General features: G+C 45.8%; 15 protein-coding genes. 9 read left to right on the top strand and 6 right to left on the bottom strand.

All coding sequences use genetic code 11. The annotated features are described in order from the left end of the window. Positions 1-159 precede the first annotated feature (159 nt). The gene (locus ACLWBD_RS01805) at positions 160-966 is read left to right on the top strand and encodes a hypothetical protein (RefSeq protein ID WP_413569327.1); all 807 of its coding nucleotides are present in this window, start codon (positions 160-162) and stop codon (positions 964-966) included. Between the two features lie 67 nt (positions 967-1,033). Here the strand turns inward: ACLWBD_RS01805 and ACLWBD_RS01800 are convergent, their stop codons facing one another. After that, the gene (locus ACLWBD_RS01800; RefSeq protein WP_413569325.1) at positions 1,034-1,693 is read right to left on the bottom strand and encodes an O-methyltransferase; all 660 of its coding nucleotides are present in this window, start codon (positions 1,691-1,693) and stop codon (positions 1,034-1,036) included. 115 nt (positions 1,694-1,808) lie between these two features. Between ACLWBD_RS01800 and ACLWBD_RS01795 the strand changes: the two genes are divergently transcribed. From ACLWBD_RS01795 to ACLWBD_RS01770, 6 genes are all read left to right on the top strand, one after another. Further along, on the top strand, positions 1,809-2,339 hold the full coding sequence (locus ACLWBD_RS01795; RefSeq protein WP_063206177.1) for an OmpA family protein: 531 nt from the start codon (positions 1,809-1,811) through the stop codon (positions 2,337-2,339). A gap of 24 nt (positions 2,340-2,363) precedes the next feature. Then, the gene (locus tag ACLWBD_RS01790) at positions 2,364-3,026 is read left to right on the top strand and encodes an HAD family hydrolase (protein WP_413569324.1); all 663 of its coding nucleotides are present in this window, start codon (positions 2,364-2,366) and stop codon (positions 3,024-3,026) included. A gap of 99 nt (positions 3,027-3,125) precedes the next feature. Further along, entirely contained in the window at positions 3,126-4,115 is a 990-nt protein-coding gene (locus ACLWBD_RS01785) for an ABC transporter ATP-binding protein (protein ID WP_063206175.1), read from the top strand. 2 nt (positions 4,116-4,117) lie between these two features. Continuing rightward, positions 4,118-5,086 (top strand): ABC transporter ATP-binding protein, encoded by a 969-nt coding sequence (locus tag ACLWBD_RS01780; RefSeq protein ID WP_063206174.1) that lies wholly within the window; start codon positions 4,118-4,120, stop codon positions 5,084-5,086. 55 nt (positions 5,087-5,141) lie between these two features. Then, complete coding sequence (locus tag ACLWBD_RS01775; protein WP_063206173.1) at positions 5,142-5,984, top strand: PilZ domain-containing protein; 843 nt, start codon at positions 5,142-5,144, stop codon at positions 5,982-5,984. A gap of 362 nt (positions 5,985-6,346) precedes the next feature. Next, a complete protein-coding gene (locus ACLWBD_RS01770; RefSeq protein ID WP_413569322.1) occupies positions 6,347-7,417 on the top strand; it encodes a hypothetical protein in 1,071 nt (356 codons plus the stop codon). A gap of 25 nt (positions 7,418-7,442) precedes the next feature. Here ACLWBD_RS01770 and ACLWBD_RS01765 read toward each other — a convergent pair whose 3' ends face one another. The 4 genes from ACLWBD_RS01765 to trxB all read right to left on the bottom strand — a co-directional run bounded on the left by ACLWBD_RS01765 (position 7,443) and on the right by trxB (position 11,439). Further along, positions 7,443-9,146: a S8 family serine peptidase gene (locus ACLWBD_RS01765; protein ID WP_413569321.1), complete on the bottom strand. Its 1,704-nt coding sequence runs from the start codon at positions 9,144-9,146 to the stop codon at positions 7,443-7,445. Beyond that, positions 9,133-9,864, bottom strand: a complete 732-nt coding sequence (locus ACLWBD_RS01760; RefSeq protein WP_413569320.1) for a hypothetical protein — start codon at positions 9,862-9,864, stop codon at positions 9,133-9,135. The genes ACLWBD_RS01765 and ACLWBD_RS01760 overlap by 14 nt, the downstream gene beginning before the upstream one ends. Positions 9,865-9,989: 125 nt before the next feature. Then, positions 9,990-10,487 carry a response regulator gene (locus ACLWBD_RS01755; protein ID WP_063206170.1) on the bottom strand — a complete coding sequence of 166 codons (498 nt, stop codon included), beginning with the start codon at positions 10,485-10,487 and terminating at the stop codon, positions 9,990-9,992. Positions 10,488-10,494: 7 nt separating this feature from the next. Continuing rightward, positions 10,495-11,439, bottom strand: a complete 945-nt coding sequence (trxB, locus tag ACLWBD_RS01750; RefSeq protein WP_413569319.1) for a thioredoxin-disulfide reductase — start codon at positions 11,437-11,439, stop codon at positions 10,495-10,497. A gap of 106 nt (positions 11,440-11,545) precedes the next feature. Here trxB and ACLWBD_RS01745 point away from each other — a divergent pair, with 106 nt between their 5' ends. Then, positions 11,546-11,833: a 2Fe-2S iron-sulfur cluster-binding protein gene (locus tag ACLWBD_RS01745; RefSeq protein WP_413569317.1), complete on the top strand. Its 288-nt coding sequence runs from the start codon at positions 11,546-11,548 to the stop codon at positions 11,831-11,833. 129 nt (positions 11,834-11,962) lie between these two features. Next, entirely contained in the window at positions 11,963-14,425 is a 2,463-nt protein-coding gene (locus ACLWBD_RS01740) for a hypothetical protein (protein WP_413569316.1), read from the top strand. Between the two features lie 12 nt (positions 14,426-14,437). On the opposite strand, the gene ACLWBD_RS01735 is transcribed toward ACLWBD_RS01740, so the two are convergent. After that, on the bottom strand, positions 14,438-14,746 hold the full coding sequence (locus tag ACLWBD_RS01735; RefSeq protein WP_413569315.1) for a hypothetical protein: 309 nt from the start codon (positions 14,744-14,746) through the stop codon (positions 14,438-14,440). Positions 14,747-14,808: the final 62 nt, after the last annotated feature.

The following is a 14,808-nucleotide window of genomic DNA, read 5'->3' as shown; positions in this document are numbered from 1 at the left end:
TCCTCATAACCCCACGAGCGCAAAAATGGCGCCCTTCTGTCTAAAAGATAGCGGGCTAAAGTCTCTTAAATTGAGACTCATGTCGTATAAAGAGTTATTGAGCAAATTCAGGGCCTAAAAACCCATGACCCTGCCGAAGATCTTTGGTATCCCCTAAGAATGATTCGCGAAGCCTTTATTTTTCTTTTTACACCCACGTCTGCCATCGCCAAAAAATATGGTTTTCTTTATCAATCCATCGCTTTGCAAGCCCGTTATCACCGCTGCAAAAAAGCCTGGCTTCCGCATCTTAAGAATTGTCAGGATTTGTTTTTAGATACGGTTAAGGCCTTGCCTAGAAAAAAGTCCGTCGTGATTTTGGGAAGCGCCCACCTACACGAAATCCCTATGCATCTTTTAGAAAAGAACTTTGAATCGATCACTTTGGTGGATGTGATTCACCCGATCCGTCATCATTTGTTGGCTAAAAGAACTTCACGAGTAAAGTTAATCACGCTAGATCTCTCTGGCAGCTTAGCAAGTTTAGAAAATCTGCAAAGCCTTGAAGATCTTTATGAGCTCAAAGATAAGCTCGCTCAAGAAGAGCTATTTCATTTCGACGCTGATCTCATTGTTTCAGGGAATCTTCTTTCACAGTTGGCCCTTCTTCCGATTGAAGCCATTGAAAAGAAAATCAAACGCGCTTTGACCCTTGAAGAAAAAGACGTGCTTTGCACCGGTTTTGCGGAAATCCATCTTAAAAATTTGAGCGCCTGCAAAGGCACAAAACTTATCTACGCCGACCGCGAAGTCACTTATCGCGACCCCAAAGGCGACGAGATTTACAAAGGCCACTATCCCGTTAATTTTTCGGGATACGAAAAAGTGAAAGACTGGAACTGGCTGCTGGCGCCATTGAAGGAAGCATCGAAAGACTATTCCATTGAAATGAAGATCGAAGCCTATAAATCTGTTGAGCCATCGTAAAATCTTATTTCTCGCACATAACACCCACAACTATGCTGCGGCGTAGACCCAAAAAAGAAGCAGGCACCTATTTCTTGATGGCGACAAAAAGGCCTTCGTAGGACGGAACGATCGCGGATTCATAGAGCGCGGGGTCTGCAAGGCGTTTGTTGAAATCTTGCATGATCTTGATTTGTTTTTCGGAAAACTTTTGAGTGGTGGCATCGCCCCAGACGGAACCGCTTAGGAAAATATTGTCTCCGAGGATGAGACCGCCTGAACGCAAATTCTTTTCGGCCCACATTAGATAATCGAAGTAAGCCGCTTTGTTTCCGTCGATGAAAACACCATCGAAAGGACCTGACGCAGAAATCTTTTCCAGTTCTGCGCGGGCGTCCCCCATCACTAAATGAATTTTCTTTTTGCTCTGATCTAGTCTTGCAAAAACATCCGCAGATTTTTCGCCATGCTTCGGATCTTTTTCTAGGGTCCAAAGCTCGCCTCCGTCAGGCAAGGCTTCAAAAATATACTGTGCGGATAGACCTGTTAGGGTCCCAATCTCGACGAACTTTTTTGTGCCGTGAAGACGCACCAAAGTTTTTACGAGCTGTGCTTCAGCAGGAGAAATACTAATGCGCGCCAAGCCCAGTTCTTCGGCATACTGACGCGATAATTTTTTAGTCTCATTCTCTTCAAACAGAAGGGAATTCATGTAGTTTTCTTTGCTAGTTAACACCATCTCACGCATGCGGGGATCTTCTCACAGATTTCCGATGAAGTTAACAGGAAGTTAATTTGCGGGCGTTTCTTTATCTCGAAATAATAGGTTTTTGCAGACGAAAGTTCCAAGCAAGGAGGAATATATGACACGTTTAAAAGTTAACTCCCTCGCGGTTTTGGCAGTATGGACCCTGAGCGCCTGCGCCACTAAAGAAGAACCTCCAAGAGAATACTATCGCCCAGCGACCAACTCGCAGTCCGCAAATGCTCCGAAGTCTTCAGCAGCTGCCTTGGGTAAAACCGGTGATGAAAATCTAAGTCGCAGTACAAAGTTCACGGCACTTTCACAAAACATTCGTTTTGAACCAAAGAGCGCCACACTTTCTGCTTCCAATCGTCGCGCCTTGGACGGCATTGCCGATGAAATGAAAAAATCTTTGAACACTTTTGAAACCGTTCGCGTAACCGGCTTTTCTGATGCTGTCGGTGACAGCAGTGAAAATCAGGATATCTCTGAACAAAGAGCGCTGGCCGTTCAGGATTACTTAGTAAAAAAAGGAATCCCTGAAGAAAAAATCGAAGCCATTGGTATGGGCGCCGTACAATCGGACATGATGGGTAGCGAATCCCAACAAGCGCGCGATCGTCGCGTGGATTTTGAGATTGTGGAATAAAATGAAAAACGGCAAGATGTGGGCATGAACCCACTTCTTGCTTTCGACCTTGATGGTACTTTGATTGATTCTGCCCCTGATATCGTGGTCGCTGTGAATCGCACATTAAAAAATCACGGTAAGATCACGCTTTCGGATGAAGTCATCATCTCTCACATCGGTGAAGGCCTTAAAAAACTGATCGCCGATCTTTTTCTTGAAGATAATTTAGAGCCATCCCAGATCGTCGAACTCGAAATGGAATTTTTACGCATCTATGAAGAAGAGATGTTTAATAGAACCACTATCTTTCCAGGCGTAGAAAATTTTCTTTCGTCTTACCAAGGCCCCATGGCCATCATCACCAACAAGAACGAAAAACCGGCGAAGGCCATCTTGAGCCACTTGGGTTTAGACCGCTTTCCATGGGTGAATGTTTTTGGCGCTGACACGCTGGAAGAGCGCAAACCGAGCCCTCTCCCCCTTCAGACGATGATGAAGCTTGCAAGCCGAACTCCCCAAGATACTTTTATGATTGGCGATGGCATCCCCGATGTTCTTTCGGCTTTGCGCGCGGGCGTTCCCTCTATCGCGATTGGATTTGGGTACACCTCAATTTCTCTCTTGGAAAAATATGAGCCGAAGGGAGTTTTGGGGCATTATCAGGACCTTCATTCCCTCCTCGAAAAGCTCTCTGTCAGAGCATGACGCATATTCGCCAGAAAAAAGGACCAGAGGGCCTTTGTAGGCTTGCGTCGGAGCCCCCAGGCCTATATAAGATGAAACCTTAAATGGGGGTCATCTCCGGTGAGTGATATTCTTTTAGAGGTTCAAAATCTTAAGACGCGCTTTAAAACCGACGATGGTTCTTTTTTCGCCGTTGACGATGTCAGCTTTCATGTGAAAAAGGGCCAAACTCTTGGAATCGTTGGTGAATCTGGCTGCGGCAAATCTGTTACATCTCTTTCAATCATGCGCTTGATTCAAAAGCCAGGTCAGATTGAATCCGGAAAAATTATGTTCAAAGGGAAGAACCTTTTGGACGTGACCGACTCTAAAATGCGCGAGATTCGTGGTAACGAAATCGCGATGATTTTCCAAGAGCCTATGACTTCTTTGAACCCGGTCTACACGATCGGTGATCAAATCGAAGAGGCCATTCTTCTGCACCAAAAAGATTTGAACAAACAGCAAGCTCGTGAGCGCGCGATCGACATGCTTCGCATCGTGGGTATCCCAGCTCCTGAAAAACGTTTCCATGAATTTCCGCACCAGCTTTCGGGCGGTATGAGACAACGTGTGATGATCGCTATGGCGATCAGCTGCAACCCCGAACTTTTGATTGCCGACGAACCAACGACAGCTTTGGACGTAACGATCCAAGCTCAGATCTTGGATCTTATGCGCAAACTTCAAAAAGACTTTAACGCCGGCATGATTCTTATCACGCATGACTTGGGTGTTGTTGCAGAGATGTGCCAAGAAGTTGCCGTGATGTACGCGGGTCGCGTGGTTGAGTTCGGAACAGTGGAAGATATTTTCTATCGTCCAAAACATCCTTACACAAAAGGTCTTTTGGATTCGATCCCGCACTTTGAAACGGGTCACAAACTTGAACACTTGAAAACTATCAAAGGCATGGTTCCTAGCTTGTACAACCTTCCTAAAGGTTGTCGTTTTGCCGATCGTTGTCCTTACGCTCAGGCCGATTGCCGCGAGTCTTATCCGTCACTTGAAAACCTTCGCGGTATTCATAAAGTGGCTTGCTACCACCCTTTGACTGAAGAGGTAAAATAAGAATGAGCACTCCTCTTTTGAAAGTTGAAAATGTCACTAAAAGCTTTCCGATCTATGGCGGACTTTTCAGCCGTGAAGTGGCTTCGGTAAAAGCGGTTCAAGGTATTTCCTTTGAACTTAAAAAAGGCGAAACGCTAGGCCTGGTGGGTGAATCCGGTTGCGGTAAATCTACTTTGGGCCGTTGCTTGATTCGTCTTCATGACACGACTTCTGGAAAAATTTCTTACAACGGTAAAGACATCACGCACATTCAAGGTGAAGAGTTGCGTGACATGCGTAAAAAAATGCAAATCATCTTCCAAGATCCGTTTGCTTCTTTGAATCCGCGCATGACGATCGGTTCGATCCTTGAGGAGCCGTTGATCATTCACAACCTTTATGGCTCTGTGAAAGATCGTCAGGACCGTATTCACGAATTGATCGACCTTGTGGGTCTTCGTCGTGAGCATTTGAACCGCTATCCGCATGAATTCTCGGGCGGTCAACGTCAGCGTGTGGGTATTGCCCGTGCTTTGGCGGTGAACCCTGAATTGATCGTGTGTGACGAACCGGTTTCTGCCTTGGACGTTTCGATCCAAGCGCAAGTGATCAATCTTTTGATGGAGCTTCAACAAAAGCTCGGCCTTACATACATCTTTATTGCGCATGACTTGAAGGTGGTTGAACACGTTTCTACACGTGTGGCTGTTATGTACTTGGGAAAAATCGTTGAAATGGCAGAGGCTGAAGAGCTTTACCGCAATCCGAAACACCCCTATACGAAAGCCCTGATGTCAGCAATCCCAGTTCCAGATCCTCGCCGTCGTGACGAGCGTATCATTTTGACTGGGGACGTGCCGTCGCCAATCAGCCCTCCTACAGGCTGTCATTTCCACCCTCGCTGCCCTATGGCTATCGAGGATTGCAAGACCATAGTCCCGCCTTTGGAGCTAAAATCTCCAGATCATATCGCGGCCTGCATTCGCGTATAAAGAAGTTACCTATTTTTTCCGATAAACTCCCTAGGTTGCGTAACCTGGGGAGTCTATGAAAACGCAAGGCAAAGTTTGGATCATCTACGACGCTGAAACAAAGAAACAGACAAAACCGATGTCTGTTGTTCAAGCGCAGGTCACTTTGCTGTCTTTAGACTCAACATCACATCATAAATACTTTCTTTGGACACCCGGTTGGGAAGAATGGATCAGCGTTAAGGAGTTCTTAACGTCGGATCAAAAATACTTCGTCATGGCGCAACCGCCTCGTCCGGCAGAGCCTGCTTTCACATCACCTGGCTCTGTTCCTGATGACACTTTAACGGCAACTCACAACGCTCCACCGACACAGTCTTCGTCTGACAGCCCTTACACACAAGTGGTTGTAGGAGAAGCGCCCTTGAAGCAGCAAGAGTTCGGCGGTTATCATCATCAAGACTTCAATGGTGATGAGTTAGATCTGAAAAAGATCGCGAAAATTAAACCTGAATCCACAAAGAAAAAAGCGGATCCAGCACCAGCTCCAAAAGCAGAACCAAGTGGAGCCGATCGTCGTCGCGATCCTCGTCATAACTTTAAAATCGAAGTCGTTCTGGTTTCTAAGATTCGTTCATTCCGCACATACTCAAAGAATATTTCTTTAAGCGGTACGATGTTGGAAGATGAAATCCCGCGAGACTTTTTGAATAAACCCTTCGATCTTATTATCGTAAATCCATTTGAACCCGATCCATCAAAAGCCCGTCTGCTTTTCCGCGCAAAAATCGTCGGAGACATGACAGACCCACGCCGCTTGATGTTCATCGAACAAGACGTCGCCATGACCTTGCGTCTGGACGCTCTTCTTAAAGCCTACGTCATCTACCAAGACCAAGTCCGCCGAAGCGCCGGCTAAAAGGTGCCTGCTTCTTTTTTGGGTCTACAGCGCATCAATTGCTGCGCTGTAGACCCAAAAAGTAAGCAGGCACTTTCAAAAAAAATGGGTAGAAGATTTCTCTTCTACCCATTTAGGAAAATATTTGCAGATAGTCGAAACGTGCAAAGGTGGCTGCAAAGTTATTTATATAATTCAAAATACTCATCGGCTTCTCTTCACAATTATGAACGAGACCTCAGAATAGTTTTTCTTGGAATAAAAATTCGGTTACATGAACATCCCGCAATGAAACATTTTTGGTCTAGAAAGAGAGTGTTTCAGTCAAGACTCCTTAACATATCGCCGATATTTTTGAAGTAGGACGTAAAGGAGACGACAATATGAGTACAGCGAAGTACTTGGTTCTCTTAGTAGTGACTCTGATGTTAGCAACGGCTTGCGAACAACAGATCGAAGATGACGGCTCAAGTGAAAACGATCAAGCCACAAACCCCACCCGCTTTCTTTATATTGCGAGTGGCTCTTGCTATGCAGGTGGTCCGACACCGACCTCTCCTTCACGCACCATTTCGCGCGTGAATCTGGCGACGGGAAACATCCATGACATCATTGTCGACTACAATGCCGCTTCTCCAGGTGATGCACCTGTCGCCGTTATCAATCACGACGACAGCACCATTCTTTCCTTAGTTGAAAATACAAGCGGTCGTCGAGTGGATCGAGTGACGAAGTCTTCCAATGGAAATCAATATCAGACTTATTTCACGAACTCGACCGCATTAAATGCTGTGATGAGAAGTATGATTGTTGCCGCTGACGGCGCTCTTCTTATCAGTAAATCAAGTTCAATCGAAAAGTTTGCAGCAAAAAGTCGTGTGGGAACTGCGGCTTATGTGAATGCGCCAGGTGGTGCTTGCGCCACTACGACAACCTTGATTTCAAGTGTGGCCGTGACCCCAACGTATGGACACATCCTTTATACCCATGCCGCCGCTGCTCCTAATAACAAGTTAAACGCGATAAAAAGCACGGGCTATGTTTCAGCGGCGGATTGTTTGGCAAGCACGTCGCTCACTCCGACAACGGCTTTACCGACGGCGATGGTGTACATTCCCGCTTCCAATGACGTGTTAGTCGCCACAGGCAGCACGACGGCTGCCTCCAACATGGTGATTTCTTATCCCATCACGGAAACAGCCTCGACAGTCACAATCGGGGCACCGACTGTCGCTTACAACAACACGAGTGTGATCTACGGCCCCTCTGCAATGGCGTATGACTCTGAAACGGGCTTTGTCTATATCGCCAATGGATCAACATCCTTGGCAAATGTGATTGAAAAATTCACTTACGACTCCACGACAAAAACTTTGACCCGGGTCGGGACGGTCCCCTTTACCGGAACAAGCTTGCAAACCAACTGTATAAGTTCGATGTTTGTAGGGAATTAAAAAAGGCACCGGAAGGTGCCTTTTTTTAGTAACTTCCGGTGAAGTTGATACTCCATTGAGTGAGTGTTGCCGAGTTATTTGCTTTTGCATCTACAACTTTCAGAGTCCACGCCCCTTGAGTTGTCTCCTGATAGAAAGCATTGGTCAGAAAAGTTTGGCCGGTATAATTCGCAAGACCTCTCAATGAGTTTCTCGCATTCACGAGAATGCTTTTCTTCCCAGACGGAGAAATCAGCTCCAAAGCGAGCTCCGACACGTCCGCATGAGTCACCCACACGCGAATCTGCACAGACTCGATTTTGATATTCGGAGAATTTACTATGATAACACTTGAGCCCCCTGCCGCCGAGTTGTCAGGAACAGCAACGGAAATGCCTCCGGAACTATGCGCCCAGTTTGTTTCAGTAAATGCACCAAAAGGAGAAGTGTAGTTTCGCGCTAAGCTTACAGCCGCATCTACATCGACTTTTCCAAAACCATACCAATTATGATATTTAAATCCCGCGCCATTCTGAATCCAAGGCTGCTCCCACGCATAACCTGCAGGAACTGTTTCACTTGGGTGAGGCACACTTCCTGTTGTCACATAGTTTACCGGAACCGCCGTTTTCGCGAGAATGTATTTCACATCTCTCCAAGTCAGACTTGGATTTGCCTCGAGGATAAGGGCAATGGCCCCTGTAAGAACGGGGGTCGCCGCCGAAGTTCCGTTGAATGTGACAGAATAACTGCAAGCCGAGTTACCGTTGGCTCCTTTTTCAAATGCAACGTCGCTTGTGACATTCGAAGCAGAAAACCCTTTGCTGCATCCCATGCGATCTGTGGTCACCATCGCGGGAGAATCATCTCCGAACTCGCCACCAAATGAAGACACCCAAATGTTAGAACCGGGCGAAGAATAGCTGGCCGCATAACCTTCCGCATTCAAAGCTCCGGCTAAAAGCGTATAAGGAGTGCTGTTGTCAGAATCAAAGTTGGCATTTCCAACGCAATATTCGGTGCTAGATCCACGGCATTTTACAAAGAAATCGTTCCCAGCCGCTTTGACAATCAAAGAGCCTTTTCCAGAACGACCATTGATCGCTTTTGATTTTAACTGCGCCTGAAAATTAGAGGATACTGTCGATAAATTATTCTGCGAGGAACCCCAACTCATATTGAAAAGATCAAAGTTTCCTTCAGCCTGACTCACCAATACCGCGTCAGTGTATCCTGCCGCCTCTGAAAGAAAGTTCGCAGAAGCAATTCCCGCCCCAAAAGCAACGCCTTTCGTGCCCACGCCATTAGAAGCAACGGCTGCGATCAATCCAGAAACAGCGGTACCATGATTATCGTTGGCGACTTTCGGTGCGGCAGCACTCGCCGTCCAAGGCGACGCCAAAGTATAATCTTTAGAAACTCCGTATAGAAAATTTTTCTTTAAGTCTTCGTGAGTATCTTCGATACCATCATCAGAAACTAAAATTGAAATGCCTTTTCCCGACAACCCGCTCGACCACGTCTGCAAAAGATTTAAATCGTTGCCAACCTCGCCCGCCTTTGTAGCAAAAACTTTTTGAGCCGTATTATTGATATGCCAAGCTAATTCCAGGAAAGGATCCGCACCTGTTTTATCAGGCTCCACCGCCGTGAAAGTGCTTTCCGCGCAATTCGTAAAGAATAGACCTGTAAGGCAGCTCACCGCCAATACAGATATTAAAATGCGGAAGCGCGGACTAATTCTTTTCATAAGTTCTACTTAAAATTTCCATTTCAGAAGATTCTAAAGAGGGATCATTCTTTAAAACATCTTGAACTGCTTTTAAATCGAAAGGCTCTTGGGGAGAGGTCACGTAGTACGTACGAATATCAGGAAATGAATTCAACACTTTCAGACCCAAAGTTTGGGTAAGAACTTCCGGCGAAATTCCCTCTTTCAATACTACAGAAAATGTTCCAGTGACGACGCCCGCGATACCCAATCGAGCATCGTAAACTACGATAGGCTCAGACGCAGAAAAGACGCTCGGATCGGCCGCATCCTCTTTTACTAGATAGAAACCGGTCATCTCTCCGACGATGGGCGAAGAAGGTTGCCCCGCATTTTTGGGAACAGCCTTCACTCCATTCCAAATCTTCCAATCACTATCAGCAAAAAGAGGCGACTCTGAAAACTCGGCATTTTGTGTATTTAGTTTTGTAGATCCACGCTCTGACTTAGGTAAACGACGTGACCTCGGCATCATTTGCGCCGGTTCTTGATTTGAAGCAATTTCGGTGATTTGAGTTTTCCCAGACGTATCAACTGCAGGGGCAGGTGAAATAGGTCCTTTGCTTTTTTCTGATGATGAAACGGAAGAAACGTCAGTGCTTGAAGTGATCGCAGAAGAAGCCTCTTTATTCCAAAAATAAAGAGCCGCTCCCCCTAATACGATTAAGAAAATAACTATGGATAACCGACGTGCCATGAGCTTCCTATTTTAGCTTGTTTAATAACAGGATGCTCATTATTTTCCGCTAGGACTATTGAGAAATTGTGGAGCTGGCCTTAGGGTCTCGGACTGAGACAGTACCTTCGTCTAAGGCCTGTAAACTACTCGTTCAATTTAAGAAGGGTCTGAACTGTTTTCTTAAGCTTTTCAACGTCGAAAGGCTTTTTGATGTAGTCATCAGCGCCAATCTCGAAAGCTTTTTTCATGTCATCTTCTGTGGCTTTACCAGAGACAAAAACCAAAGGAATCTTTTTTAGGTCGCGGTGATCTTTTAGGAGCTGAGCCAGTTCAAAACCGTTCACCCATGGAAGACCTACATCCATCAAAATCAAATCAACCGGATGGTCATCCAAGGCCGTAGAAAGTTCCGTGGCATCCGCCGCAAGCTTCGTCACGTAACCTTCTGTTTCAAGAATTCTCTTCATCGCCAAACGCATGGTCTCGTCATCTTCGATAACTAAGATCACTTTGGGATCAAGTTTCTTCTTCGCCTCACGAAATTGATCTAAAGAGACAACATCTTGGCTTGCGATGCGTGCCTTCGTCATCTTCTCGATTTTATCGACTAAATCCTTCGTGTTGATTCTTTTATCCTTCATACATTCCTTAGTGAGAACCTTGAGCTTCTAACCATCTTTCAGCATCAATAGCTGCCATACAGCCTGTACCGGCTGCCGTGATGGCTTGGCGGTATACGTGATCTTGCACGTCTCCGGCCGCAAAGACACCTGGAATATTAGTATAGGTCGTGTTTGGCTGTGTAATCAAATACCCTGTCTCATTCATATCCAACATACCTTTGAAAAGGTCTGTATTCGGCTTATGGCCAATGGCTAGGAATAGACCCGTAATACCAAGATCTTTCACCTCACCCGTGTTGACGTCTCTGATCTTAGCGCTTGTCATGCTTTTGCCATCGCCCATAACTTCGGTGACTTCCGTGTTCCAAAGAACTTCGATCTTTGGATTTTTCATCACACGTTCAGCCATGATTTTGGAAGCGCGGAAATGATCGCGTCTATGGATCACATAAACTTTAGAAGCAAAACGAGTTAGGAAAGTCGCCTCTTCCATCGCTGTGTCACCACCACCGACAACACCAATTTCTTGGTTGCGGAAGAAAGCACCGTCACAAGTCGCACAAGCGGATACACCACGGTTTGAATACTGTCTTTCTGAAGGAAGACCCAAGTACTTCGCACTGGCGCCCGTAGAGATGATGATTGATTTTGCCAAATGAAGTTTGTCACCAATCCAAACTTTGAATGGACGTTGAGAGAAATCCACTTTTGTCACATTGCGAGTGATAAAACGAGTGCCGAATCTTTCAGCTTGTTTTCTCATCACAGAAATCAAATCTGGTCCTGTGATTCCATGCTCAAAGCCAGGGAAGTTTTCAACTTCTGTCGTCGTCATCAATTGACCACCGGCCTCTTCGCCTTCGATCATCAATGGTTCTAAATTCGCGCGAGATGTGTAAACAGCCGCTGTCAAACCTGCAGGGCCTGAGCCGATAATAATCACGTTTTCAACTTTAGTATCTTGAGTCATAGAAACCTCACAAAATAGGGACCAATTTACGCCCCTAGGCTACCACAAACAGGCTTGTTTTCATTACTTCTTTGCACGTTTTGGACTGCGTCAGCTACAATGAGCCATGCCGTTGATTTCGTTTAAAAAAAATCGTCCTGCCTTTGAGGTTCCTTCGGGGGCAAACCTGATGAAATCTCTTCTTGAAGCCGGCCTCCCCGTTGCTTCAAGTTGCGATGGCGATGGTGTTTGCGCCAAGTGCAAGATCATCATTGTCGAAGGCAAAGAGAATTTGACCCCAGAAAACGAAACCGAGGCCTTCTTAAGGGAGTCTAAAGACCTGCCCAAAGATGTTCGCATTAGCTGCCAAACCCAAGTGATTGGCGACATCACAATTGACGCAACTTATTGGTAATTCCAGTTTTCATACAGCAGCCGTATCAGAGCAAGACGCAGCTTTCATAAAAACCCGCCTTCATCTACCGTTTTTCATTTAGACTCAAAGCAAATGCTCCGATGGATTCATAAGACTTCTCGGAGTATTATGACTTATTGGAACCTTTTAGTTTTTGTCACCTTTGGCTTCATCACGGCTGGTTGTTCCTTAGACGCCCAACTGCTTCGCTTAGCGTCCCAAACTTCGCCTTCGATAACTCCACCCGTGATTTCTCCGACTATCCCTGCGACATCTTCATTTAATGTGCGAGCAAATTATCCCGAAAGCCGCGCAAACGCCCAACAACTTCTTTTTGCTAACGACGGGCAATTTGTTTTCACCAGCACTATCGACAACTCTTATGTACAAAAAATGACTACGCAAGGTGCCTCAGCCACCCTCACTTCCGGCGCCTCACAGATCGAAACAAGTTTCTTTCGATCCGTCTCTTCAACTTTGAATTCTTCCCGGAGCCACATTCTTCAAGTGGGCTACTATTACGATGCCGCGACCTACTCGACGTCTCTTGCCCTTCAAAAACTTGATAATCAAGGTGTCCGCGTCGCAAGCTTCAATAATGGAGAAATATTAAAGTTGGCGCTGACTCCTTCAAGTATGACACCACGTTGGATTGGTGTTGATTCGTCGGAACGGATTTACATCGCTGGTGAAACGAACTCCAGTCCTAGGGATTTCTTGATAGCTCGATATCTGACTGACGGCACCGTGGACACCAGTTACGGATCAGGCGGACTGGTTCAAACAGATATAAGCTCTTCTTCCAGTGACGATCTTCAAGACTGTACACTGCAAAGCGATCAAAAATTAATCTGTGTCGGCGGCGCTAACTACAGCGCAAAGAATTATTATTCGATCGTGCGCTACAACGTGAATGGCACTTTGGATATTTCTTTTGCGGGAGATGGAATCTTAACGGACTTTTTTAATACAGCAAACTTTGACAGATTTCATGCCGTTACCCTCAAACCGGACGATAGCAAGATTTATGGTTTGGGACGTGGCACTTTCGGAAAATACGTTATCGCCTTTAACAGCGACGGCACCAAAGACAATTCTTTTGGTACCGCCGGAGCTTTAAACTTAGGCAACGATTTTGGCTATACAGATCACATTGCCCTCACACCTGACGAAAATCTTATCGTCGTCGGAAGCGACACTGATGCCGATTATATGTATTTGCGCGTCGGCAAAATTCTTTCAAATGGAACATTTGATCCCACATTTGGAACAGGCGGAATCGTGTTTCGCGACGATATGAAATTAGAAAACTCGGCTGGCGAAAAAGTGGCAGCCGACTTCTTTATCGACGGTTCAAACAACATCTATCTTTACGGCAATAGCTTTAGCGCAGACACCTCCTCCAGCATGTTTATGTTAAAACTTTTGCCCAATGGAAGTCCGGATAACGGCTTTGCCTCTTCGGGTCTATTAAGACCGAGCGTCCTCATACCTTCGAATGAAGAGATCAAACAGTCCCTAAAAAAAGACGATGATCTCTACATCTTGGGAACTATGTTTCGGGGCCGGGCGGCGTTTATATCAAAACAGCATAACGGCGTTGTAGACACTTCTTTTGGCGTGCAAGGACACTTTAGTTACTATGGCGGAAATTTCGAATTCATAGAGGAAGCAAAACTTATCGAAGCACCTGGCGGAGCATACTACGTCAGCCTTCTCGTCGGCAACGAATCGACAGTGACTTCTGAAAATCGTATTTTGAAAATCACAGCGGCCGGAGTTCTAGACACTTCCTTTAACGGGACAGGAATAGCAAGTCTTCCTAATTCGGCAGCCAGTAGCTTTGGAATCCCGGCCGTCAATTCTAGCGGACACCTTTTCATTGTCAGCCAGCTTTGGGATGGTCCCGATGTTGATAAGTTAGTCATCACGAAATTTACAAGTGCAGGAGTTCTAGATAACACTTTTGGAACTGGCGGAGAACTTATTACGGCGATGGAAGTTTGGCCTCTTGCAGCCCATTTCGTAAATGGTCGACTGTTGGTTTCAGGAAATACCGGAAGCGATGCTTACGTTCTTCGTTTTCTAAGTGACGGTACTTTGGACACATCGTTCAATACATTAGGTTACACCACCTATGCCATCGATTCCGAGAATCAGTATATGTCGATACACTTAGACTCGGCTCAAAATATTTCGCTTTTTTACGCAGCCTATGACGGAGAGAAAAAGTTTATTCTTAAAATGGATAAAGACGGAGTGTTAGATACAAGTTGGGGGGTCGGTGGATCCTTGGAAATCGCCGTGCCTGACACATATTTACTTACTTCAATAATGAAAGACTCTGAAAACCGTTGGGTTTTAGTAGGCTCCGAAGAATACGTGAAAGGCGTTGCCATACGACTAACAACCGCAGGAAACTTGGACACCACTTTTGCGAATGCTGGTTATCTTGTAGAGGATGCTTTTTTGGAATTCAAATCTGTTGATTCACTTGAAGACGGCGGAATTTTAATAGTTGGAAAAGCGTCCACTTCAAACGGTTCCTCAGATGCCGTGGTAGTTCGATACGATGAAACTGGCTCTCACTAACAGTTTAAACGCCTAGAGACCTTTTCCTTCAAACGGAATTCCGGGGGATGTCGCTTCTTCTTCAGGTCGATCCCATCCCACAGGTGTGGCCACCTGAGCTGCACACTCTCCCCTGCCCAATTGAATATAAGAAAGACCTTTCTTTCCTCCGTGAGGTCGTTCGGTATTACACAAAGATACATTGCCGCGAAGAACTGTCATTGATTCGCTGGGTGCTATGAATTGCGCAGAATCACGTTCGGGAGGAATCGCAGCAAAAACGGTGTCAACTACGGCCGTTAACACAAGTGCCGAAAGGATCAGCCCTAGTAGGAGCTTCATATCTACCTCCGTCGTTATAAAATATTATAAACGGATTTTTGCCCAACATGATCAAACTGCTG

The organism is Bdellovibrio sp. HCB117 (assembly GCF_047305915.1).
GTDB classification, from domain to species: Bacteria; Bdellovibrionota; Bdellovibrionia; order Bdellovibrionales; family Bdellovibrionaceae; genus Bdellovibrio; species Bdellovibrio bacteriovorus_B.
This window is presented reverse-complemented; position numbering and strand designations above follow the sequence as displayed.